The sequence below is a fragment of the Oceanobacillus sojae genome (genome assembly GCF_007991515.1).
Classification (GTDB): Bacteria; Bacillota; Bacilli; order Bacillales; family Amphibacillaceae; genus Oceanobacillus; species Oceanobacillus sojae.
In genome coordinates this window covers 102,747-126,921 of sequence record NZ_BJYM01000007.1, presented here as the reverse complement: position 1 = coordinate 126,921, position 24,175 = coordinate 102,747, and the positions used below count along the sequence as shown (strand labels likewise).

The 24,175-nt window shown below is 37.7% G+C and carries 28 protein-coding genes and 1 tRNA gene; 7 read left to right on the top strand and 22 right to left on the bottom strand.

The annotated features are described in order from the left end of the window. Positions 1-237: 237 nt before the first annotated feature. From eno to OSO01_RS09835, 9 genes are all read right to left on the bottom strand, one after another. On the bottom strand, positions 238-1,527 hold the full coding sequence (eno, locus tag OSO01_RS09875) for a phosphopyruvate hydratase (protein ID WP_147210273.1): 1,290 nt from the start codon (positions 1,525-1,527) through the stop codon (positions 238-240). Positions 1,528-1,810: 283 nt separating this feature from the next. Continuing rightward, positions 1,811-3,349, bottom strand: a complete 1,539-nt coding sequence (gene gpmI, locus OSO01_RS09870) for a 2,3-bisphosphoglycerate-independent phosphoglycerate mutase (protein ID WP_147210272.1) — start codon at positions 3,347-3,349, stop codon at positions 1,811-1,813. Next, on the bottom strand, positions 3,346-4,101 hold the full coding sequence (gene tpiA / locus OSO01_RS09865) for a triose-phosphate isomerase (RefSeq protein WP_147210271.1): 756 nt from the start codon (positions 4,099-4,101) through the stop codon (positions 3,346-3,348). Before tpiA ends, gpmI begins: the two co-directional genes overlap by 4 nt. A gap of 23 nt (positions 4,102-4,124) precedes the next feature. Next, positions 4,125-5,306: a phosphoglycerate kinase gene (locus OSO01_RS09860; RefSeq protein ID WP_147210270.1), complete on the bottom strand. Its 1,182-nt coding sequence runs from the start codon at positions 5,304-5,306 to the stop codon at positions 4,125-4,127. Positions 5,307-5,799: 493 nt separating this feature from the next. Next, positions 5,800-6,807, bottom strand: coding sequence for a type I glyceraldehyde-3-phosphate dehydrogenase (gene gap / locus OSO01_RS09855; RefSeq protein WP_147210269.1), 1,008 nt, complete (start codon positions 6,805-6,807; stop codon positions 5,800-5,802). A gap of 49 nt (positions 6,808-6,856) precedes the next feature. After that, positions 6,857-7,876 (bottom strand): sugar-binding transcriptional regulator, encoded by a 1,020-nt coding sequence (locus OSO01_RS09850; RefSeq protein WP_147210268.1) that lies wholly within the window; start codon positions 7,874-7,876, stop codon positions 6,857-6,859. Positions 7,877-8,170: 294 nt separating this feature from the next. Next, on the bottom strand, positions 8,171-8,398 hold the full coding sequence (locus OSO01_RS09845) for a glutaredoxin family protein (RefSeq protein WP_147210267.1): 228 nt from the start codon (positions 8,396-8,398) through the stop codon (positions 8,171-8,173). A gap of 4 nt (positions 8,399-8,402) precedes the next feature. Continuing rightward, complete coding sequence (rpoN, locus tag OSO01_RS09840) at positions 8,403-9,686, bottom strand: RNA polymerase factor sigma-54 (protein ID WP_147210266.1); 1,284 nt, start codon at positions 9,684-9,686, stop codon at positions 8,403-8,405. Between the two features lie 78 nt (positions 9,687-9,764). Beyond that, positions 9,765-10,649, bottom strand: a complete 885-nt coding sequence (locus tag OSO01_RS09835; protein WP_147210265.1) for a fumarylacetoacetate hydrolase family protein — start codon at positions 10,647-10,649, stop codon at positions 9,765-9,767. Positions 10,650-10,797: 148 nt separating this feature from the next. Between OSO01_RS09835 and OSO01_RS09830 the strand changes: the two genes are divergently transcribed. The 3 genes from OSO01_RS09830 to OSO01_RS09820 all read left to right on the top strand — a co-directional run bounded on the left by OSO01_RS09830 (position 10,798) and on the right by OSO01_RS09820 (position 12,395). Continuing rightward, a complete protein-coding gene (locus OSO01_RS09830) occupies positions 10,798-11,325 on the top strand; it encodes a FixH family protein (protein ID WP_147210264.1) in 528 nt (175 codons plus the stop codon). Positions 11,326-11,435: 110 nt separating this feature from the next. After that, the gene (locus tag OSO01_RS09825; protein ID WP_307725843.1) at positions 11,436-11,816 is read left to right on the top strand and encodes a ribonuclease HI family protein; all 381 of its coding nucleotides are present in this window, start codon (positions 11,436-11,438) and stop codon (positions 11,814-11,816) included. Between the two features lie 36 nt (positions 11,817-11,852). Continuing rightward, a complete protein-coding gene (locus tag OSO01_RS09820) occupies positions 11,853-12,395 on the top strand; it encodes a shikimate kinase (RefSeq protein ID WP_147210262.1) in 543 nt (180 codons plus the stop codon). 76 nt (positions 12,396-12,471) lie between these two features. Here OSO01_RS09820 and OSO01_RS09815 read toward each other — a convergent pair whose 3' ends face one another. The 6 genes from OSO01_RS09815 to clpP all read right to left on the bottom strand — a co-directional run bounded on the left by OSO01_RS09815 (position 12,472) and on the right by clpP (position 19,536). After that, the gene (locus tag OSO01_RS09815; RefSeq protein ID WP_147210261.1) at positions 12,472-13,266 is read right to left on the bottom strand and encodes an HAD-IIA family hydrolase; all 795 of its coding nucleotides are present in this window, start codon (positions 13,264-13,266) and stop codon (positions 12,472-12,474) included. 329 nt (positions 13,267-13,595) lie between these two features. Continuing rightward, entirely contained in the window at positions 13,596-15,305 is a 1,710-nt protein-coding gene (locus tag OSO01_RS09810; RefSeq protein ID WP_147210260.1) for an ABC transporter permease, read from the bottom strand. Continuing rightward, positions 15,302-16,423, bottom strand: coding sequence for an ABC transporter ATP-binding protein (locus OSO01_RS09805; protein ID WP_147210259.1), 1,122 nt, complete (start codon positions 16,421-16,423; stop codon positions 15,302-15,304). The genes OSO01_RS09810 and OSO01_RS09805 overlap by 4 nt, the downstream gene beginning before the upstream one ends. A 12-nt stretch (positions 16,424-16,435) precedes the next feature. Further along, positions 16,436-17,479, bottom strand: a complete 1,044-nt coding sequence (locus tag OSO01_RS09800; RefSeq protein ID WP_147210258.1) for an ABC transporter substrate-binding protein — start codon at positions 17,477-17,479, stop codon at positions 16,436-16,438. A 301-nt stretch (positions 17,480-17,780) separates the two neighbouring features. Then, complete coding sequence (locus tag OSO01_RS09795; RefSeq protein ID WP_147210257.1) at positions 17,781-18,347, bottom strand: glycerol-3-phosphate responsive antiterminator; 567 nt, start codon at positions 18,345-18,347, stop codon at positions 17,781-17,783. Positions 18,348-18,951: 604 nt separating this feature from the next. Continuing rightward, positions 18,952-19,536 carry an ATP-dependent Clp endopeptidase proteolytic subunit ClpP gene (gene clpP / locus OSO01_RS09790; RefSeq protein ID WP_077601969.1) on the bottom strand — a complete coding sequence of 195 codons (585 nt, stop codon included), beginning with the start codon at positions 19,534-19,536 and terminating at the stop codon, positions 18,952-18,954. 237 nt (positions 19,537-19,773) lie between these two features. Between clpP and OSO01_RS09785 the strand changes: the two genes are divergently transcribed. From OSO01_RS09785 to OSO01_RS09770, 4 genes are all read left to right on the top strand, one after another. Beyond that, positions 19,774-19,849, top strand: a tRNA-Arg gene (locus tag OSO01_RS09785). Positions 19,850-20,104: 255 nt separating this feature from the next. Beyond that, positions 20,105-20,503: a hypothetical protein gene (locus OSO01_RS09780; protein WP_147210256.1), complete on the top strand. Its 399-nt coding sequence runs from the start codon at positions 20,105-20,107 to the stop codon at positions 20,501-20,503. 85 nt (positions 20,504-20,588) lie between these two features. Then, positions 20,589-20,774 (top strand): helix-turn-helix domain-containing protein, encoded by a 186-nt coding sequence (locus OSO01_RS09775; protein ID WP_147210255.1) that lies wholly within the window; start codon positions 20,589-20,591, stop codon positions 20,772-20,774. Between the two features lie 78 nt (positions 20,775-20,852). Further along, on the top strand, positions 20,853-21,062 hold the full coding sequence (locus OSO01_RS09770) for a hypothetical protein (RefSeq protein WP_147210254.1): 210 nt from the start codon (positions 20,853-20,855) through the stop codon (positions 21,060-21,062). Between the two features lie 305 nt (positions 21,063-21,367). Here OSO01_RS09770 and OSO01_RS23925 read toward each other — a convergent pair whose 3' ends face one another. From OSO01_RS23925 to OSO01_RS23345, 7 genes are all read right to left on the bottom strand, one after another. After that, positions 21,368-22,432: an N-acetylmuramoyl-L-alanine amidase gene (locus tag OSO01_RS23925; protein WP_147210253.1), complete on the bottom strand. Its 1,065-nt coding sequence runs from the start codon at positions 22,430-22,432 to the stop codon at positions 21,368-21,370. 45 nt (positions 22,433-22,477) lie between these two features. Further along, complete coding sequence (locus OSO01_RS09760) at positions 22,478-22,720, bottom strand: phage holin (protein WP_186813622.1); 243 nt, start codon at positions 22,718-22,720, stop codon at positions 22,478-22,480. 14 nt (positions 22,721-22,734) lie between these two features. Beyond that, the gene (locus tag OSO01_RS09755) at positions 22,735-23,022 is read right to left on the bottom strand and encodes a hemolysin XhlA family protein (protein WP_186813621.1); all 288 of its coding nucleotides are present in this window, start codon (positions 23,020-23,022) and stop codon (positions 22,735-22,737) included. Positions 23,023-23,061: 39 nt separating this feature from the next. Beyond that, positions 23,062-23,190, bottom strand: coding sequence for a hypothetical protein (locus OSO01_RS23920; RefSeq protein ID WP_281289839.1), 129 nt, complete (start codon positions 23,188-23,190; stop codon positions 23,062-23,064). Between the two features lie 43 nt (positions 23,191-23,233). After that, positions 23,234-23,530: a hypothetical protein gene (locus OSO01_RS09750; RefSeq protein WP_147210250.1), complete on the bottom strand. Its 297-nt coding sequence runs from the start codon at positions 23,528-23,530 to the stop codon at positions 23,234-23,236. A 93-nt stretch (positions 23,531-23,623) separates the two neighbouring features. Continuing rightward, on the bottom strand, positions 23,624-23,881 hold the full coding sequence (locus tag OSO01_RS09745; RefSeq protein ID WP_147210249.1) for a hypothetical protein: 258 nt from the start codon (positions 23,879-23,881) through the stop codon (positions 23,624-23,626). A 116-nt stretch (positions 23,882-23,997) separates the two neighbouring features. Then, positions 23,998-24,174 (bottom strand): hypothetical protein, encoded by a 177-nt coding sequence (locus OSO01_RS23345; protein WP_186813620.1) that lies wholly within the window; start codon positions 24,172-24,174, stop codon positions 23,998-24,000. Position 24,175: the final 1 nt, after the last annotated feature.

The window sequence follows — 24,175 nt, the reverse complement described above, 5'->3', positions numbered from 1 at the left end:
TATAACAAACATATCATACTTATCCATCTTTTGGTAGGCTCAAATTTTACGCTCTTTCGATATACTTTTGCCCTTACAATATACATTTTTTTGAAATCATCACCTTACCCGCACTTCGAATTTTCACTGCACTGAAATACTTTTACGATAAAAACAAGAAAAGTATCTGATTAAAAAAACCTCTGTCTATGATGAATCATTCATCGTAGACAGAGGTTTCTCCATTTTTATTACATATTATTTATCGGCTAAGTTGTAGAAAGAAGTTAATCCGCCATACTCGCCCATGCCAGCTAATTCATCTTCAATGCGAAGTAACTGGTTGTATTTCGCAACACGGTCTGTACGGGATGGAGCACCTGTTTTGATTTGACCAGCATTTGTGGCAACTGCAATATCAGCAATTGTTGTATCTTCTGTTTCACCAGAACGGTGAGAGATAACAGCTGTATAGCCAGCACGTTTCGCCATTTCAATTGCTTCAAAAGTTTCTGTAAGTGTACCGATTTGGTTAACTTTGATAAGGATAGAGTTACCAATACCCTGTTCGATACCTTTAGAAAGTTTTGCAGTGTTTGTAACAAATAAATCGTCACCTACAAGCTGTACTTTATCGCCAAGACGATCTGTTAATAATTTGAAGCCGTCCCAGTCGTTTTCATCTAAACCATCTTCAATAGAGATGATTGGGTATTTAGAAATCATTTCTTCGTACCAGTCAACCATTTCTTCAGAAGTACGTACAACGCCTTCCCCTTTAAGGTTGTATTTACCATCGCTGTAGATTTCAGAAGCAGCTACATCCATAGCAAGTTTTACTTCTTCGCCAGGCTTGTAACCGGCAGCTTCAATTGCTTCAACAATTGTTTGAAGAGCTTCTTCATTGGAACCAAGGTTTGGAGCAAATCCGCCTTCGTCTCCAACAGCAGTATTATAACCTTTTGAGCCTAATACTTTTTTCAGCGAGTGGAAGATTTCAGCGCCTGTGCGTAGTGCTTCTTTGAAAGAATCTGCGCCTACAGGCATAATCATGAATTCTTGAATATCTACGTTGTTATCTGCATGCTCTCCACCATTTAAGATATTCATCATTGGTGTTGGAAGAGTTTTTGCATTGAATCCGCCAAGATAGTTGTATAAAGGAACCTCTAAGTGGTTAGCTGCTGCACGGGCTGCTGCCATAGATACGCCTAAGATAGCATTAGCGCCTAATTTTCCTTTGTTTTCTGTACCATCTAAATCAATCATTAAAGCATCAATAATATTTTGACGGGTTGCATCTAAACCGATTAGTTCAGGAGCAATGATTTCATTTACGTTTTCTACCGCTTTTTCAACACCTTTACCAAGGTAACGGTTTTTATCGCCATCACGTAATTCTACAGCTTCATATTCACCTGTAGAAGCACCGCTTGGTACGATTGCAGAGCCAAAAGCTCCGGATTCAGTGAAAATTTCTACCTCAACAGTCGGGTTACCTCTTGAGTCTAATACTTCTCTTGCGTATACGTCAGTAATATATGGCATTATTTTCTCTCCTTTAATGTAATTCAAAAAGTTCGTCAAAAATGACACTTCAGGAAAAGGTACTTCTACTAAGTACGTCCACGTCCTGTGGACAACGTAGAAGTCATCACATCCTGTGAAAGCTCGTTAGCTTGCATTTCCGTTGGGGCTGGGACTGCGATTACTCGCCCCATTAAAAGAGCTGCTCACGTATTTAAAAGCATACGTTCCGCTACTCAATACTGCGCCGCCTCGAACTTCTTGGTCATTTTCACCAATCTTTTTGACTATTTATTTTAAATTTTTATTTTTTAATCAAGGATGAACCAGTCATTTCTTCCGGTTTCTCTACATCAAGTAAATCTAATAATGTTGGTGCCAAGTCAGCAAGAATGCCGCCGTCCCGCAATGTTATATCATCTTTCGTTACGATAACGGGAACAGGGTTTGTTGTATGGGCAGTCATTGGTTTATCTTCCAATGTAATAACCTCATCAGAGTTTCCGTGGTCAGCTGTAATAATAGCATGTCCACCTAACTCCGTAATCTTATCAACAATTTTACCAAGACATTCATCGACTGCTTCAATCGCATCGATAGTCGGCTGCAGCATTCCTGAATGACCTACCATATCCGGATTGGCAAAGTTTAATATAATCGCATTCTGCTCTCCGCCGTCAAGTTCTTTTAATAACGCGTCCGTTACTTCATAAGCACTCATTTCCGGTTGCAGATCGTAGGTTGCTACTTTTGGTGAATCAATAAGAATACGTTTTTCACCACCAAATTCTTTTTCACGGCCACCGCTCATAAAGAAGGTGACATGTGGATATTTTTCTGTTTCTGCAATACGTAATTGGTTCAGGTTATTCTGAGCTAAAACTTCGCCAATCGTATTATCCAAGTTAATTGGTTTATATGCAACATATCCATCCACAGTTTCACTGAAGTTCGTCATCATAACAAACTCAAGATTCTTTGGAGCTTTCTCTCCGCGGTCAAAATCTCTGAAATCGTCGTTTGCAAATGTTCTTGAAACCTGAATAGCGCGGTCAGGACGGAAGTTATAGAAGATAATAGCATCTTCGTCTTCAATAGTTGCAACAGGTTTATCATTCTCATCTGTAATAACAGAAGGAATCACAAATTCATCGTAGATTTCGTTTTTATAGCTGTCTTCTACTACTTCAGCAGCACTGTGATAAGAAGGGCCTTCTCCATAAACCATGGCATCATATGCTTTTTTTACACGATCCCAGCGCTTATCGCGGTCCATGGAATAGTAGCGTCCAGAAACGGTCGCAATTTGACCTACTCCTAATTCCTTCATTTTTTCTTCAGTCTGCTTCAGATATTCACCCGCTGTTTGTGGACCTACATCACGGCCATCAAGGAAAGCATGAACATATACTTTCTCTAAACCATGCTGCTTTGCCAGTTCCAATAAGGCGAATAGGTGATTGATATGACTATGCACACCGCCATCAGATAAAAGCCCGAAAAGATGTAATGCTTTATCTTTCTCTTTTGCATGTTTTACAGCATCAACAAGTGCATCTACCTCGAAAAAGTCGCCTTCCTCAATAGATAGATTAACACGTGTCAAACTTTGATAAACAACACGGCCTGCGCCAATATTTAAATGACCAACCTCAGAGTTACCCATTTGGCCCTCAGGCAGTCCAACTGCGTTACCGGAAGCAGTCAGCTGATTATGTGCATAAGCATTCCAATAACGGTCAAAGTTTGGTGTGTTTGCCTGCTTGACTGCATTTCCTTTTACTTCATCACGGATAGCAAAGCCATCCAGAATAATTAATGCAGCTAATTTATCTTGACTCATTTTGTACCTGCCTCCACTAATTGAACAAAGGATTCCGGTTCTAAGCTTGCACCGCCGACAAGTGCTCCATCAATATCAGATTGAGCAAGAAGTTCATCAATATTAGCAGGCTTAACGCTGCCGCCATATTGGATAATTACTTGGTCAGCTATGCCTTGAGAAGTAATTTCTGCAATTACTTTACGTGTTTTTGCACAAACTTCATTTGCATCCTCGCTGGAAGCTGTTTTTCCTGTTCCAATTGCCCAAATTGGCTCATATGCAACAATTGTTTGTGTTACTTGCTCATCAGATAACCCTGCCAATGCTTTTTTTACCTGATTGCCAACAACATCCATGGTTTCGTTTGCTTCACGCTGTTCCAGTGTTTCACCTACACAAACAATTGGAGTTAAGCCATGTGCAAAGGCTGCTTTTGTTTTTTGATTAACAGTTTCATCTGTTTCCGCAAAATACTCACGGCGTTCAGAGTGTCCGATAACAACATGTGTTACGCCTATATCTGTTAACATAACCGGGCTGACTTCCCCAGTGTAAGCTCCAGATTCTTTAAAGTGCATGTTTTGAGCAGCAACTTTCACATTTGAACCCTTTGCTTTTTCAACAAGAGCAGGTAAATGTACGAAAGGTGCACAAACAATTGCTTCTGTATTCCCACCTGAAGCTTTTGGAATAACGGCATCCATAAAATCAGATGCTTCCGCCAGTGTTTTATTCATTTTCCAGTTTCCCGCAATAACTACTTTTCGCATGCGCTCACCTCATCCATTCTTAATTATTTATCGTTTAACGCATCTACTCCCGGCAGAACTTTACCTTCCATAAATTCTAACGAAGCTCCCCCGCCTGTAGATACATGGTTCATTTCACTTGCCAGACCGAATTTTTCTACTGCCGCTGCAGAGTCTCCACCGCCAATAACAGAGAATCCTTCTGTTTCAGCTACAGCGTCAGCAACTGCTTTTGTACCGCCGGCAAATGTATTTAATTCAAATACACCCATTGGTCCATTCCAAATAACTAATTTAGAATCTTTTATGATAGAAGCAAATGCTTCACGAGTTTTTGTTCCGATATCCAACGCTTCCCAATCAGCAGGAATTTGATCGATATCAACAATTTTCGTATTCGCATCTTCTGAAAAATCATCTGCTACAACTGCATCAACTGGTAAAACAAAATTAACGCCTTTGTCTTCTGCTTTTTGCATAAACTCTTTCGCTAAATCAATTTTGTCTTCCTCTAATAGAGATTTACCAATTTCATACCCTTGCGCTTTAATAAATGTATAAGCTAATCCGCCGCCAATAATCAAGTTATCAACTTTGTCGAGCAGATTATCAATAACATTGATTTTATCTTTTACCTTTGCTCCGCCGATAATTGCTGTAAATGGACGCGCCGGATCTTCCAATGCTTTCCCGAGAACTTCGATTTCTTTTTCCATTAAAAGTCCTGCTGCAGCTGGAAGCTTTGTAGCAATACCTGTTGTAGAAGCATGGGCACGGTGTGCTGCTCCAAAGGCATCATTTACATATACATCAGCCATTTGTGCAAATGCATCAACTAACGCTGGATCATTCTTTTCCTCACCAGCCTCAAAACGAACGTTCTCAATTAATAAAATATCGCCATTTTGTAATTGGTCGATAGCTTTATTAACTTCTTCACCGTAGACTTCATCCGTCTTAATTACTTCTTTGTTTATTAAATCGCTCAAACGTTTTGCTACCGGATCTAAGCGAAGTTCCTCTACAACTGTCCCTTTAGGACGTCCAAGGTGACTCGCTAAGATAAGTTTTGCTCCTTTATCCGTCAACTCACGGATTGTCGGCAATGCAGCACGAATACGTGTATCGTCCGTAATTTCGCCGTCTTTTAAAGGCACGTTAAAATCTACCCGGCAAAATACACGTTTACCTTCTACTTGTAAATCAGCAATGGTTTTTTTGTTCAACGGAATCCCTCCTAATTAGGTATATGTAACTCTCGTTATTATACCATTTTATCTTGCTTTACTACTAATTCTAGTGAAAATAAGTGTTCAAAAAGTCCGTTAAAAGGCCGGGTCGGCTAAAATCGCAACGTCCTGGGGTTGCGATTACTCACCCCATCGAAGACATTTGTTGCAACGCCGGCACTAACACGTCCTGTGGGCGCAGCTTCGAGTAGTGGAATATATGTTTTTAAATACATGAGCAACTCTTTTAATGGGGCGAGTAATCGCAGCCCCAACGCAGAAACAAGCTAACGAACTTCCGCAGGATGCGGTGACTTCTACGTTGCCCACACGACGTGGGCGCTTTTAGTAGAAGATCCTTTTCCCGATGCGTCATTTTTAACGGGCTTTTTGAACATCCTATAAAAAGAAAATAGAGGAGGAAAACTGCTCCCTCCTCTACTTATACCGTTCGGAGAGGCTTACCTTACAACGAACGTCGTTTATTATCTTATAGTCCTTTTTTAGCCATGAATACAGCTAAGTCTACACAACGAGAAGAGTAACCCATTTCGTTATCATACCAAGAAACAACTTTTACAAGGTTGCCTTCCATTACGATTGTAGATAAAGAATCGAAAATAGAAGAGTGATTGTTTCCTACGATATCAGAAGAAACGATTGGATCTTCAGTGTACTCAAGGATTCCTTTTAATGGTCCTTGCGCAGCTTCTTTCATTGCATTGTTAACATCTTCAACAGTTACTTCTTTATCAAGTTCAGCAACTAAGTCAGTTAATGAACCATCTGGAGTTGGAACGCGTACTGCATTACCGTTTAATTTACCGTTAAGTTCCGGTAGTACCAGACCAACTGCTTTAGCAGCCCCAGTTGAAGTAGGGATGATGTTTTGAGCAGCTGCACGCGCACGACGATAGTCTTTATGCGGTAAATCAAGGATTTGCTGATCATTTGTATAAGAGTGGATTGTAGTCATTAATCCACGTTTAATGCCAAAGTTATCGTTTAATACTTTAGCAAATGGTGCTAAGCAGTTTGTTGTACAAGAAGCATTAGATACTACATTGTGCTGAGCTGGATCGTATTTATCATCATTAACACCCATAACGATTGTTAAATCTTCGCCATTAGCTGGTGCAGAGATAATTACTTTTTTAGCTCCTGCTTGAATGTGTTTTTCAGCATCTGCTTTTTTAGTGAAGATACCAGTAGATTCGATAACGATTTCTACACCAAGGTCTCCCCATCCAAGGTTAGCAGGATCACGTTCAGATAGTACTGTGATTTCTTTCCCGTCAACAACAAGGTTAGAACCATTTACACTGATTTCTTCTTCCAGTTTTCCATGAACTGAGTCATATTTCAATAAGTGTGCAAGCATGTTAGCATCTGTTAAATCGTTGATTGCTACAATCTCCACTTCATCATTTTTTAAAGATTGACGAAATACGTTACGTCCAATTCTTCCAAAGCCATTAATACCAACTTTTACAGCCATATTAAATTCCTCCTAAGAATATCTTGAAATTTTTATTTATATAAAGAGGTTATCCTCTTAATATCTTTTCTGCAGCACCTTGATCGGTGATTAACATATTGCTCTTCCCCTGTTTAAAGTAAGAGTTAATTGCATTTCCCTTCGATGCCCCTCCAGCAACTGTAATAATATGCTTTGACTTATCCATATCCTCCAGCTGCAATCCTACTGTTTTTACTTTATAAACAATATCGCCATCGACATTAAAGTAATAACCAAAGGCTTCTGAAACTGCATTTTCCGACTTTAATAAATCCAATACTTTCTGGGAAGACTTCCTTCGTTCCGCCATACGCAATGCATCTCCAATTCCATGTAAAACAATGTTAGAAGCTTTAATAACAGCTAATGCATCAATCACATGGGGTTCCTGAATAATCAGTTCGTATGTGGAATCACTAATCGGATCTGGTACATAAAGCATTCTATATTGACTATTTGATCTTCTGGCCATTTCTGAAACAATACGCGATGCCTGATTCTCAACCTTTTCACCAATACCGCCTCTTGCAGGGACAAATAATACATCTGTTCCTTCAGGCAATGGTTTCATTGCATCGGCTACTGCAGCGATAGTGCTTCCGCCTGTCACAGCAACTGTATTGTTTTTTTGTAAGACAGATTGCAGATAGGCAACACTTGCTTTCCCCATCTCCGCTTTTATTTGAGGATTATGATCACTATCACCAGGAACTACAATCACATTATCAACGGATAAAGTACGTTTTAACTGATCCTCCAGATTATCTAACCGGGACAAATCTCCAATTAAAGCGGCTAACTGATCCAGGACTACTTTTCCCTCATTGGTAATAAACATACCCTTCGAAGTAACCTCGACTAACCCTTGTCCATGAAGAAAATCAATCTCCCCGCGAACATGCCGCTCTGTTAAATTTGTACTTTCCGCTAATGCTCGTCTGCCAATTGGCTGATGCAAATGTACATGCTGTAATAACGTATACCTTTCCTGCATCAAACTAACCAATTCAGGTACGATTTTTCTCTGTAGGGCCATGATGGAATCCATTTTAACCATTCTCCTCTGTTCGGGATTAAAAGCGTCCCAGGTGGTAGTTCTACGTCCCGAATCAATTGTATTATAACATACATCCTATCAAAAGCAAAGAAAAAGTCTTAAAACAGCTGCTATTTTATACAAAAGTAAGAAGCATTTTATACCCCCTAATTTCTTCATTAAAATGCATACACTTTATCTATTCCCATTGCATGTGAAGTTAAACACAGAAACTTATTTAAAACTGTTTTTTTATGCAATATAGAAAGAGATTCTCCAAAAATCAACTTTTGGAGAATCTCTTTCTTATTCAGACAGCAGTCTGCTGATATTTTCTATATTTATTTCATTTCCGTATACTTCTTTTTCTTTGTATACTATCACAGGAATCATTAATTGATACTTTTCTAATAAAACCTCCGATTGATAAATATCTATTTCTTCTATTAGAATATTATTCGTATTCAGCATATCTAATAATGCTTTTGCTTCGTCACATAAAGGGCAATTATTCTTAGTATAGAATTGAATCATTTTCTCAGTCCGTTCTCCTTTTCCGCTTTGAGGAAGATTGAATACCCAATTCTTCTCTGTATTTCATCACTGTTCTTCTTGCTACATATACTTGATACAGCTCTTCCAGTTTCCTGCGAATTTTTTCGTCAGAGAGCGGCCGGGCCTGGTCTTCATCAGCTATAATCTCCTGTACATACTGCTTCACGACCACGCGGGCAACTCCTTCTCCTTTTCGGGCTTCACGCTGCAATAAATACTTTACCCGAAGAATACCGAAATCAGTTTGTAAATATTTATGACTGATGGTGCGGCTGATGGTCGAGACATGGAGATCCAAAATATCTGCAATTTCCTGGAGAGTCAAAGGTTTCAATGCTGTTATACCTTCTTCAAAAAAAGATAATTGTTTATTTACAATAATACGCAAAACCTGTTCTAAGGTTTTCCCGCGGTATTGAATGGCCTGATCCAGCATCTCTAACTCCTTTTTCTTTTCTTTTAAAAAATCTGCTCCATCTTTTGGCATATCAGCCAGTAATATATCCTCACGAATTTGAATTTGCGGGCTTGACCAGTGGAAGAAAGACAACCGCCATTCATCATCTTCCTTAAAAACCACCGCTTCTGGAATAATATACTCTACCTCTTCATCTTCTAATAATTTACCCGGATTCGGATGGCAAAGCTTCATATTAGTAATTAATCTATCTGCCTCATCTTCCGTGATAGCATATATTTCAGCTAAGCCTTGAATATCTTCCTCTGCAATCAGAACAAGATTATTTTCAAAAAGATCCTCTAAAAAGCAATAATCACTGTCCATTTCTTTCAGCTGCAAATGGATACACTCTTGTAAATTTCTTGCTCCTATTCCAGGCGGATCAAGCGATTGCAGATAAGAAAGTGCCTGCTGTATTTCTTCCATAGATAATTGGCACTGCTCTGCCCAATCCTCCAGTGTTATATCCAGGTACCCGTTCTCATTTAAAGAATCAATGCCAAATAAAACAGCTTCTTTTATTATTTCCTCTGAAATGGACAGCATGTACACATTTTCTTTTAATTGCTCGTACATATTTTTTTTCGAGGCATTCATATTTTCAAAGGCATTCGAATCACCGTGAAACTGCGAGAGCACCTGTTGATCAATTGGACGGATATCCTCAATCAAAGGATTTTCTTCAGCAATCTTCTGTACATAATCATATAATTCAATACCGGAAAGCTGCAGAATCTCAATGGATTGATGAAGTGATTGATTCATTTTCCAGGATAATGCCTGCTTTAACACTAAACTCTGCTGCATGCTTTGACCTCCGTGCGATTCTTAGGAAATATTGTATTTAGGAAATACCTCTAATACCAGACTTTTAATAAAATGATATTATACTTTTTTCACCTGATTTTCCATAACACCTATTCCTTCTATCTCTAATTTCACATGGTCCCCTCCCTGAAGCAGTCCGGACGGCTCCATAGCTAAACCGACACCGTGTGGAGTTCCTGTTAAAATAATATCTCCCGGTTCAAGTGTCATAATTTCTGAAATAAAGTTTATTAAAAAGGGGATATCAAATATAAGGTGCTCTGTATTTGATGATTGACGTTCCTCCCCATTAACAAAGGAACGGACATTTAATGCGTGAGGATTGTCTATCTCGTCCTTCGTCACAACCCACGGACCTACAGGTGTAGTATGATCAAGTGTTTTTCCTTGCAGCCATTGTGGTGTCCTTTTTTGTAAATCACGCGCAGATGTATCATTTGCAAGTGTGTATCCGGCAATATAATCAAAAGCATCTTCTTTTTTAACCTTTGAAGCTGTTTTTCCAATAACCAGTGTTAATTCAACTTCATAATCTAATTTTTCAGTAATTGATGGATAATGAATATCATCCTCCGGGCCAATAATAGCATTATCAAATTTAGCAAATAGAACCGGGAAATCAGGAATATCCGATTTCATTTCATGAACATGCTCCTGATAATTCTTACCGACACAAATCACTTTTTTTGCTTTTCCAAGCGGCATTCCCAGATGAACATCCTGAAGTGAAATAGTTTCATGCTCTGCTTCTTCATTTAAAATTTTCTGCAGCTCTTCCACATGCTCTGCCGCACGCGCATAAAAATCAACCGGGTCAGCCGGAAGCTTTTCTTTACCAGCTTGCTTGGACAACGTTTCCACGTCTGCAATTGATTCCGAATCTGTTAAAACACCTGTACGATATTTTTCACCTTGTTCTTTCCGATAAGCTACTAATTTCATATGTATTCCTCCCTTTCCCTTATTATAGTAGAGTTACTGTAGGAAGGAAAATAAAATATGTCATAATTTATTCAATCAAACGACTCATTAGTCATGCTATACTAGGTGTTGATTATACTAAAAAAAGTTGAAGAAAGGAGCTATATAAATGAAGAAAAAAATATTCTTTATCCTGATTGCTCTTATAACTGTATTAGTTGCCTGCTCCAATAATGAAGCGGATACAGCAGAAAAGGACAATGATACGGATTCACAGGAATTATCTGTCCTGGAAGTAGATTTTGATGTTCCAGAGCATGTTGAAGTTGGGGAAACAATTGATTTAACAGCGCATGTCAGCTTTGAGGATGAGCCTGTTGAAGATGCACATGAGGTTTTATTTGAGGTATGGACACAAGGCCATGCTGATGACAGTGTTAAATTAGAGGGAGTCCATCAGGAGAACGGTACATATACTGCAAGCTTTACCTTTGAAGAGGAAGCTGTCTATGAAATGTATGCACATACAACAGCAAGAGAAATGCATATCATGCCTTTAGAAACGGTTATTGCCGGCGATGCAGAACCATCTGAAGAAGATGCCCATGACGAAATGGACCACGAGCATCATGAACATGGCGATGATGGAGATGAGCATGGTGAGCACCAAGGACATGACGATGATGAAGATGAGTAAAACAGTTTTATAAACAGACAGAGCTGACATGTATTCCTTTCTGATCTAAAATTCGTTATACTATGTACGTAGAAATGGAAGCTTAAATGAGGTGATATGCTTTGATTCAAGTGTATACCGATGGAGCCACAAACGTGAACACTGAAAAAAGCGGCGCCGGTATTTATATAAAGTCAGGAGAAAAGAAACTGGAATATGCAGTTCCTTTACCTTATATGCCAAATCATGAAGCTGAATTTCATGCCATTATAGAAGCATTAAAAATCTGCAAAGCAAATTTTCCTGGAGAAATCCTATCTTTCCGGACAGACTCTAAAGTAGCAGCAGAAGTAATTGATAAAGGCCGAACAAAGAACAAACAATTTCTTCCTTTACTTGAAGTTATCCAGTCTGAAGCAGCAGAATTTCCTTTTTTATTTATTAAATGGATACCTGAAAAAGAAAACAGCAAAGCAGATCAATTAGCAAGAGCAGCAATCTATCAGCAATAATGCTTATATATACACAGGGTACGGGAGGAAATAAAAATGAATAAAATACCGTTAAAAGAACAAAGTATTGTATTAATCGGTTTTATGGGGGTTGGAAAAACAACGATTGGTCAGGCGGTTGCTCAAAAGTTATATCGTGACTTTATCGATATTGATGAAGTAATTGAACGCAGATTCCAGATGCCTCCAAAAGATATTTTTGCTAAGTATGGGGAAGCTGTCTTTCGCCAGCATGAAAAAGAGATCATTTCTGAAATGTGCCATAAAAAATTAAAGGTAATTTCCTTAGGCGGCGGGGCATTTCTACAAAAAGAAATTCAGGATATCTGTCTTGCAACCACTACTATTTTCTTCCTCGACTTAACCTGGGACAAATGGAAGGACCGGATTGGGTTACTGATAGACAGCCGCCCTGTTTTGCAAGGAAAAAATATGGATGAAATTAAACAGCTTTTTGATGATCGGCAGCCAATTTATGAGCAGCATCATTCACGTGTATTAACAGATGACCAGGAAGTAGAAGAAGTAGCTGATTATATCGTAGATTCTTTAAAATTAGCCTGGGAGCTTTATGCTTGATTGGAAAATCAAGAAAAAGCATATCTATTTACAGGTAAGTAGTTAACCTTAGTAGATATGCTTTTTTTTGCTTTAATCAGACAACTGCATCTGTTTTCATGTTTAAGATATCCTTCACACTGTTTAATGTGTAATGAGGCTTATAAGGTGTCGTTTCCACCATGCATTTATCTGTTATACCTGTCAAAACCAAAATAGAATTCATACCATAATCATTTCCCATTTTCACATCTGTTTCCAATCTATCCCCTACCATAAAACATCTTTCTGACGGAAGTTTTAAAATATCTTCTACAATAAATTTAGCTGCTAATAAAGAAGGCTTGCCAAGTATAATTTCTATTTTTTCTCCGGTTGCTCCTTCCATTGCTCCAATCATTGCCCCGCAATCTGGTATCTGGCCTCCGCGCATTGGACAAGTGCGATCCGGATTAGTAGCTACCACGACTGCCCCATTCCTCCATGCCTGAAAAGCACGATTTAATTTATCATAACTGAATTTTCTATCCCAGCCCAGCACAACATATTTTACTTCTTCCGGTTTATCAGATACCTCAATACCCTGTTTTTTTATTTCATTAATTAGTGGCTGTTCTCCGATAACCATGACCTTTTCTGTTTGCTGTAATTGAGATTTTAAATATCTGGCTGTCAGTATATTAGAATTAATGACATTTTCATTTGTTACTTCAACTCCAAGTTTATTTAATTTGTTTACATAGGTCTCTGTTGTTTCAATCGACTTATTTGTCAGAAAAACAACTTCATCTCCTCTTTCACGTAAAGCCTTAATCGTCTCGCTTGCCCCTTCAATAATTTTCTCTTCTAAATAAATCGTACCGTCTAAATCAAAAATGTATCCCCGTTTCACCCTGTTGTCCTCCTTGTTGTTTTATAATTGCTTGGTGTATTTATTACCATCGCCAATCTGTAAAGTTTCAGGCAATAAGAACTTCAGGAACAAGCTCTTATTATCTTTTTATGAAGAGAGAGGGCTTTCACAACCTGTATATGTCTATTATTCTCTCTGACTCATAAACAACTATATAACTGAATATTCAGTAAAATAAAAATTGTATAATGCCTTTTCTTTATAAAAATTGACACTTGGCAAGCTATAAATAGCTTTTAAGAGTCTGCTATATTTTTTATCCGGGGTTTATTTCTAAAGATTAAAACCCCGGACAAAGCATTTAAAACTTAACTCTTTTTCTCACTTCTATTTGTAAGTTTTTCTGCAATCAGCTGGAATATAACTACTATGACAACAAGAACAATTGACATCGCTGCCGCGGAATAGTATTCTGCCCGCATTACATTTTGAAAGATTGCCAGACTCATTGGGGCCCAGCTTGCCGGCGCCATCAGAATTGATATACTTGTCTCTTTAATAACAGTTACAAAAACTAATATCGATCCTGCCGCGATACCAGGAAGCATCAATGGTCCAACAACTGTCAATAAAGCGGTGAAGGTAGAGGCACCTAGATTTATGGCTGCTTCCTCAATATCAGCTTTAATGGATTTCATCGTACTCATCGTAGACCGGACCATATATGGCAATCTTCGCATTGCATACGCGACAATTAAAATAAATGCTGTTCCTGTAAGCTGTAAAGGTGCTGTATTAAATGTCTGAATCAACGCAATACCAACAGCAATTCCTGGAACAATCAACGGTACTGTCGTTACAAAATCAAGCGCTGTTGATTTATGTCTTACAACAAAGTAAGCTACTGCCGCTGATACGACAACACTTATTACCAGAGCCCCCAGCGCCAGCACAATACTGTTTTGAATGTTCCCAAGGGAGGATGTGAAAATAGTCTGGTAATGAGATAACGTGTAACCGCTTGGCAGAAGATCCTTTCCCCAAGTAGTTGCAATCGACTGTAAAAATACAGTAAGTACGGATAATAGTGGAACGATAATAACGAAAGCTGAAAATACGAACAAAGGAACAGTCAGCATTTTATTATCGCTGAGTTTGACTTGTTTTGGTTTTCCAGATACAGAACCGTAATTCATATTTTTAGTGAAATAGTTTTGCAGCCAGTAAGCAAGTCCCGCAATAGCAATCATGACAACAGTCAAGATTGCGGCACCTCCCCAGTTAAAGAATCCGGAAATTTCTCTGTATGCTTCTACAACAATCAGGTTTAAATCACTTGGCGCCAGAATAATCGGTGTTCCAAAATCAGAAAAGCTGACCGCAAAGATAACCAGTGCTGTAGAAAGCATTCCTGGTATTACCAGAGGCATAGTTACCGTTGAAAAAGTAAGCCAGCTCTTTGCTCCCATATTTCTGGATGCTTCCTCAAGAGATATATCACTTACTTTAAATGCGGCAACCATTGGCCATAATGCATAAGGGAAAAAGAAAAATATTTGTACAATTGCTATACCTGTCATCGAATATGGATCAATAAAAAGCCCTTCTCCGCCCAAATACTGATAGATTTGTGTAACCCATCCGGATCTTCCGAACATAATGATAAAAGAATATCCAGAAATAAAAGTCGGTACAACTAATGGGATGGTGCATAATGCGCTGATTGTTTTCTTAAAAGGCATCTTCGTTCTTGCAATCCCATAAGCAATCGGAATACAAATTAACATAACCACGAGTGATACCGTTATTGCCAAATACAAACTATTCTTCAAGGAAGTAAAATAAGTTGTATTTTGAAAAATAGCAGTAAAGTTATCTAAAGTAGCATTTTTAAACTGATTGATGGTCGTTTGCAGCGTGTCCACGCTTATTAATGAACCAAATATATTGATAGGCTCATTCGTAAAACTCACCAGGAAGATAGATAGTAAAGGAATAATTAAGAATAATAGAAAGAAAGCATAGACAAGTATTTTTAATATCCCAAGACCGTTAAAATTATCTTTTAATTTCTTCATAACAGCAAAACCCTTTCAGGATCTACAATAACTTTGATTTCTGATCCTTTTGCAAAAATCTTATCTCCTGATTCAAATACAGTATCCACCAGCAGGTTATGCTCCCCAACTTTAATATCATACCTTACAGTCGACCCCAAATAGGTTGCTACTTCTACTGTACCTTCAAAATAATTGTCCCTCGTACTTTCGTTTTTATCCTTTACAATTAAATTCTCAGGTCTGATTACAAGCTGTACATCTTCAAGCTCTGTATCCATTGAAGACTGAATTTCATAATCACCGACTCTTACATAGGTCAGATTTTTTTCCTTTTTTATTACTTTTCCAGGAAGTATATTAGAAGTACCGACAAAATCTGCAATAAAAGGTGTTTTCGGATTACTATACAAATCTGTAGGTGTTCCAATTTGGAGAATTTCTCCGCCGCTCATTACAGCAACGCGATCCGCCATACTCATTGCTTCTTCCTGATCATGCGTTACAAAAATCGTTGTAATCTTCAATTCCTGTTGAATTCTTCTAATTGTATTTCTCATAGTATGTCTCAACTTTTGATCCAGGTTGGACAGAGGTTCATCCATCAATAGAACCTGAGGCTCCATCACAAGCGCCCTGGCTAATGCAACCCGCTGCTGCTGCCCGCCCGAGAGCTCACCTGTCAGCTTTTTAGCATGATCCTGCAGCTCAACATACTCTATAATACTATTTACTTTTTCCTCAATATCTTTTGGATATTTGACTATTTTACTATTGAGCATTCGGATATATACTCCGATTTTTTTAAACATATTACTATCTCTTAAACGCTTGATATTCAAGCTGTACGCAATATTATCAAAAACATTCATATGCGGAAACAGCGCATAACTTTGGAATACCATTCCGCAGTTTCTTTGATGGGGAGAAATTTTATTTACTATCTTTTCGCCAATTTTTATCTCTCCGCTTGTAGGTGTTTCAAATCCGGCAATACAACGCATGGTTGTTGTTTTCCCGCATCCAGAGGGGCCAAGAAGGGCAAAAAATTCGCCCTCTTGGATATCTAATTCAATATTCTTAAGCACGTCTGTTCCAGAAAAATTCTTTGTAAGCTGCTTTACAACAACAGAGCCCATAAAACCATCCCTTTACTGTATATTCGTATTCCATTCGCTTCTGATTCGGTCATAGTTCTCATTTACCCAATCAATGTCCAGGTCAATTGCATGCTCCTGCACAGTTTCTAAAGAAATCGGTGTTTGTGATTCAACATCCGGATTAATTGGTATATGATTCCATGAAGCTAAAATCTCCTGTGCTTCATCACTCAGCATAAAGTCCATAAATTGCTTGCCGCCATCCGGGTTAGGACCATCTTTAACCAATGTAACCGGGTTTACTAATACTGGCGTTTCTTCAGGGACAATAAAATCAACGTCTTCTCCGTTTTCTTTTAGCTCATATGCCATAAAATCAAAACCGATTGCTATTTCAGCTTCTCCCATAGCGACCCCTTTTGTCGGGCTGGAGCCTGAATCCGGAATAGAATTCGCGTAATCCGTCAGCTTTTGGAAATATTCCCAGCCTTCTTCTTCTCCATGCTGCATCATGTAGCTTAGTACCATCAATGTTGATGTACCAGAAGCGGCAGGGTTTGGAAATTGAATTTTGCCTTCCCATTTAGGATCTAATAAATCTTCCCATGTTTTTGGTGCTTCCTCTTCAGAAACCAATTCTGTATTGTAAGCAAAACCAAGTACAAAAATCTCTGTACCTACATAATAATCATCCTGGTGTTTCATTTTGATACCGTTTTCAGTAACTTCCCAATCCTCTGCTGCTTCCGGAATATATTGCGTAATAATATCCTTATCTACAGCTGTTTCAAAAGGCAGAATCCCTCCTCCGCCATACCAGACATCAGCCTGTGGATTACCTTGCTCGGCTATCATTTGATTCACAAGTACATTTGTTCCTGCATAATTAACGTTTACCGGGGTCCCATGTACTTCTTCAAATTTAGCAGCTAATTCATTCGTTAAATCAGGTGTTTCAGGGGAATAAAGTGTAATTGCTCCTCCGCTGCCGGAATCACCGTCTCCTCCAGTATCATCACCAGCACAAGCTGCAAGTAAACTAATTAAAACAATAAATAATCCCCCTATAACTAATTGCCCTTTTTTACCTCTCATACCTTTCTCCTCCTTTTTGTTTGAAATAACCCAAAAAAATAGGAGATGATAAGAAATTGGACACACCTCTCCTCCGAAAGGTAATTATCCAACTCTATCTTCTCCTATTTCTATATAGAGTTATTTAATTATTGACACAAGTATAGCAAACGCTTTCAATATTGTAAAGAAAAAATCACAATTTTGTGAACAAATATTTACAAAACTAGTCTAAGACCGCGAAAATCAGCAGTTTTATTCTCTTTTTCAACCAAAAGACTCTATGGTTTATCTATCTGCAGAGTCTTTTGGTTAGTTTATATCAAATATCAATATTCCACAATTTAGGATCACTTGAAGAAATAGCTAAAGCTCCTGCCTCTAATCCTTCCAGGATCTCCTTTTCTTTGCTGATCAATCCTCCAGCTATAATCGGGAGTTTCGTTGTCCTTGTTAATTCGTCTATGACGCTTGGCATAAGTCCAGGTAATATTTCAATAGCATCAGGCTGGTATTGATCTGCCATCTCAATTCCTTTTTTCATAGCATTTTTATCAATTAAAAAGATTCTTTGAACTGTCATTAACCCTTCTTCTTTTGCATATTTAATCAGGCTGTTTCTTGTAGTAATAATTCCTTTGGGCTGCCACACTTTTGCAATATACTTTAGTGCATTTTTTGAATTAGAAAGCCCCTCAATAAAATCTATATGTAAAAAAGTTTGCTTCCCAGCCTTTTTAAGTACATCTAGATAATCAGAAGTCGTAAGTAAATCTCCCGTTAATAAAAACACAACATTTGAATTTGAAGCAGCAGCCAATTCTAAATGTTCCGGTGATTTCACAGAAGCAATAACTTGTGACTCTACAATATTAACTATTTTTTCCATCAATATCCTCCTTGAAATATTTTCCAATAATAGAATCTTAATTAATCTATCTAAAAGATAGTTTTTAAAGCTCTTATGTCTTGACAGCTTTTGGGTAGTGAAAGTTTATATAACAGAGTGTGCAAAAGATAACATTTCATGGAGAAACAACTGTAAAGTGATACTTCAGCCTTGAGGAACGATTCTTTCCGCAGATAGAATTAGGTTATATCCTGCAAAAAGCTCGCTTGTAGGGGATTATAAAAAGGAAAACTTCTCATCCCGTCAAAGATGCCTAAGACTAGTGAAATGTGGGATAACATATACAAAATAACTTAACTTAAAATTTTTTATTATTTTCGAAATTCTACCTTGAGTTTATTTTACCATAAACTATACCCTGTAGGAATGACTAAACAGTTAATTTCACAGTATTTACGAGATATTTCGGATTTATGATAAACATAATTTTATCATTTCATAAAAAAATAATTTCCGGTAAAATGTTTTATAAATAAATCATATTTATAAGAACTATTTAAAACATTTCACATAGAAATAGAAAATAGCAAAAAAAAAAAGACCGGTGTAAAACTCCGGTCTTTTTTTACTTTTTACACTTCGATTATTGTTTGCGTTCAAAGATATCATCAATTAAGCCGTATTCTTTGGACTGTTCTGCAGTCATAAAGTTATCACGCTCTGTATCATGTTCAATAACTTCTAATGGCTGTCCGGTGTTTTCAGACATGATACGGTTCATGCGTTTTTTAATTTCAATAATTCTTCTTGCATGAATCTCAATATCTGTTGCCTGACCTTGCGTACCACCTAATGGCTGGTGAATCATGATCTCACTGTTCGGCAAAGCAAAACGTTTACCCTTTTCACCAGCGTTAAGCAGGAATGCTCCCATAGAAGCTGCCATACCAATGCAGATTGTAGATACATCTGATTTAATAAAATTCATTGTATCAAAAATTGCCATTCCGGCTGTAATAGATCCGCCAGGAGAATTAATGTATAAAGAGATATCTTTTCCTGGATCTTCTGCTTCTAAGAATAATAGCTGTGCTACAATAGAGTTGGCGACATTGTCATCAATACCGCTGCCAAGTAAAATAATCCGGTCTTTCAATAAACGGGAATAAATATCGTATGCGCGTTCACCACGGTTTGTTTGTTCAATAACTGTAGGTACTAAATTCATTATAAATCCTCCTTGAATAGCCAGTTAACATGGCTGATGATTTAATTACTATAGTTAATATGATAGCTCATTGGTCAATAAAGGTCAAACAAAAAGATTCTCCAAATTTCTACTTTAACCAGTTTTCCCGATTTTATGTTTGTTAAACCTAAGAAATTTTATCAAATAAAGAAAAAGGACTTGTCTCAGAAGGAATTCGTATGTATAATTAAGGTTGTGTTTTTAATAAAACAATACGCGCCCATAGCTCAGCTGGATAGAGCACTGGTTTCCGGTACCAGGTTTGCCGGGGGTTCGAATCCCTCTGGGCGCGCTAGATAACTTCAATAATGACAAGGGATAGAGTCGTTTTCTCCCCTTGTCTTTTTTATTGTAAAAATTCCATTTGCAAACGAATTGCAAACCTTCGTGTTTCGAAATAATTTTTTCTGCACTTTTTCTTCTATTGTATACACTTCTTCTTCCATTTATTACATCACAAATTATTTGACCTTACGAACATATATTCCTATAATAAAATACATACAATAATTACGAACGTATATTCTTATTTGAGAGGATGATTAAAATGGATGAATTCGCTATCACTCGATTTACACCTGAAATGTTTGGATATACAGACAGAGGTATTTTAAAGTGGCAAGGAATGATATTAGCTGACCAGAAGGATGCGCTGAAAAAGATCGATAATGAAATCTCTGTGATTGAAGGAAAGGAAGAAATGTCTGAGGTAGAAATATCTCAAGTGTTGCATAGAGCATATGTAACAAACTCACCTGTATCCATACAAGCTAATATAATTCGTAACGGCAGCTTTTACAGAGATGTGATATGCAAAGTAGCTGGGTATGGTGGCAATAAAATACATCTGCATTTAAAAGATGAGAGGACAACCAGCTGTAGCATAGAGGAAATTAGAAATGTGGAAATGATGGATCCGTTGGATTGGTATGATAAGAGGAAATGATATTCATTAGTTAACTTATTTATCGTTGACTACTAGACCGTTATCGGTTACCATTTATCTATAACGATACGGAAGGAGTAGCAACATGAAAAATCAAAATGTATTAGAACAAATAATGGGCGTAGAAACAGCAGGTGAATTGTGGGGATTTTCTCCCGATCACGTTAAAAAACTTTGTCGGGACGGTAAAGTTAAAGCTGTAAAGATTGGCAAGACGTGGATTTTAGATAAAAATCAAGAAAATCCTAAAAAAATAAAAAAAGGTGGTTGACTGAATAACCGATAACGGTTATAATATAATTAAGAGGTTAAGATACATCCTCAAAAAAACTAAAAGGAGATGTTACAAATGAGAGAATGGCAAAGAGAAGGTTACAAAGTGGTAGAGGTTGAACTTAACGGAGACTTACACGATTTTGAAGTAGTCCAAGGTGATGAAGTCGTAGCAACAATCACACCGGAAACACTGGAGGACATGGAGTTAATCATCAAAGATTTAGACAACGGAGACGACGTAAATGGCTGGGAAGATGGAATGGGGAACACAATTAGTATATAAAAAAAGACACCCATTATTGAGTGCCTTTTCACAAAAATATTTAAATCCACGCTCCCCTCACCGGGAGCGAAATACACTTTGATTATACCATAATGAACGTTAAATATACAATAGAGGTGAAAACAATGAGCCTAAAATCAAGTATATATAAATTTCTTCGCATCTGGAATGATGTGGATGCAGTTAGAAAAGGAAAAGTTGGAAAGCGAATTGGAAGAAGAATAACAGGTCGTGCCGCAGGAAAAACGATAAGGAAGATTTTTAAATAATATGTATAGCCCTTCACAAGAGTGAAGGGCTTATTTTTATAACCTTTTGTTGACTTCTTTTCTAACTTTTTCATACTCTGACTTGCTGATTCCAAGTGAATTTCTGCGGTTTTCATGGCCTGAACCATGCTTACCTGCAATTACTTCTGTAGCCATTTGGCTGATAGATTTTTTAGGATTCGATTTAGTGGATGTGCCGGACAGCTTGTTATAAACCTGCTTGCCAGCAAGACCATCTACATCCAAACCATAGTAAGACTGAAATCGCCGTACAGCATCCTCTGTATCATCCCCATAGTAACTATCGATTCCATTATTTTTAGCGCCTTTATTTGGATAAAATGGCGGGTTATTATTAGCAAGTTTTGTTTGCAACTGATTAACAGGGTTTCCGTACTCACCATTGCCAAGTGTTTGGCCAGTCCAGTTTCCGGTTAGCTTTTTCCATTTAGTTTTAGTAGGGCTAGACGGTTTTGTAATCTGTTTGGAACCTGTTTTACCAGGTGAGGGCTTAGACACCTTTGGAGCACTATTAGTATTCTTTACGTTAAGAAATTCCATAATTCCATCAGCAATGGCCTCACCCTGAGCTTTAAGCTTGGCGTTATCACGCATTGATTTAATATCAATCCTTGAATCCATAAATCCGCCTTCGGTAAGAACAGCAGGCATTTTAGTTTGACGAGTGATAGCAAGATTAGATTTTTTCATACCTCTATCCTTCAAACCCATTGCTTTAACATATTTCGGATGAATGCATCTCGCTAATATTTCAGACTGTGGTTGCGATCCGTTTTGAGTAAATGTTTCGATGCCTATTTCGTAATTGAGCCAATTTGTTCCAAGTGCGTTGTGATGGCATGATACATACACATCTGCGCCCCATGCGTTTGCTTTGTTTGTGCGGGCAGTTAACCCAACGTCAGTTTTACCAGATGCATCATCTGTACGTAAAACCTCTACGCCATTAGCTTTTAATTTTGCAATTGCAGCTCTTACTACCGCATCATTGAAATTCCATTCATATTCCCCGGCTGGAGAACGTTTACCTGGTGTTGAACCACTGCCTCCATGTCCCGCACACATAGCTACCTTCGCCATATATAAAACCTCCTTATAAATTAAAAAGAGCAGCCGCAGCTACTCTTATTTCCATCTTGCTTTATCATCTTTAGATGCTTTTAAAATACGATCGGCTTCCTGTGCTTCTTTGGTGACAGAATTGTTTTTCCACCATGTCCAAATTGCTACAACAGCCAAAATAACAGCAGATACACCCTCATAAATCTGTTCCTCACTAAATGGTAGTGGATTCCATCCGAATGTCACCAGCACCTGATTTAATAATAAAACTGCCAATACTGCTAATCTTGTAATTGCTTGTTGCATATAAATCATCCTCCTTAAAAAATATTAGCTACTGCCACACCAACAACACCTGCAACAATAGCTGTCACTAAAGCTGTGATAAATGCGCCAGTTATCTTACGACGTATCCAGTTCGTATCATCTTGGATAGCGCTCAACGTCTGCTGCATCGTTTCTATCTGTCCATCTTGACGTATATCATTTCGCTGCAGCTCCTCAACATCTTTTCGCATCAGATGGTAGTTGCTTTTTAGTTCGCTGACATCTTGCTGCATTCTCTCTTTCCAAGCATCCATATCTCCCATCTCCTCTTGTTTTGTCATACTCGACCCCCTATTGCTTTTAGACATAAAAAATAAGCCTTACTCGGCTTGTGGTTTGTAATCATATTTATAATCAGTCTTTACTCCGCATGGTTCATCTTCTTTAGTTAGAATTTGAACAACTGTCGTTTCCTTCGTCTCCGGGGTGTAACTAGAGTGTACAATCATAATTATTCCTCCTCTGTAATAGAAAAGCACCCGTTAGGATGCTTTAATAAGATAGCTTTTTAAATGCTATATTGTTTGGATTTAAATTTTCTGGACCAATACAATAGATTGCTTTTGATATAAGTCCATCTTCGCTCGTGGTAATGTCTTGTTTGAAAACTCTCACTTTATCATCATTTAAGAAAAATCTGTCACCAATACCGAAACCATTCCAGTCGGTACCAACCTCATTTCTCCATCCAACAACATCACCATCAAAGATGGTTTCATGATGATCTACTTCCTCATTGCTAAAATAAATAATTTTAACTACTCCATCGAGTTTAAATTTGTTTTTCATAATTTCCCCTCCCTTCATCTACTAAGTTTCGACAAAAAGAAGGAAAATCCTGCATAAAAAATAACGCTTATTCAGCGCTTGATTTTAGTGTAATTACCCTTCATATTTTATTTTTTTTAAAAGAGTAATGTTTTGTTTGTTCATTTCTTTATATTTTTCTTCATCTTCAAATGCGTATAACCCGTTATGGGTATATAAGACACCTTTTTTATCTCTTGTCAGCCCCTCATGCAATCCTTTTGAATATCCTTTTTTATTTCCTTTAGAGTAACCGTCTTTATAACCAGATTCATATCCTTCGTTTTTAGCGTTGCTTAACAATTGATTTAACTTTTTCTTAGAAATGAACATTTCACTCGCTCCTTTATCTACAATGATTAAAATAGCAAGTACTGTTATAATAACTGCATATATCCACCAATATTTAATGAAAAACTGCATCTGCGTGAGGTTTATGAGATCATCAATCATTTTTTATTGGCCACATGTTCTTTATCCATTTCTTCAATTTGTTGTCTCTTGGTTTCTTCGAGTTCTTGATGCAACTCATTTATTACTGCATCCCTATCGGCTATTTTCATCGTTGATTCTGCAATTTGATTTACCAAAGATTGTATAATGTAATCTTTATTAGGTTGATCCATA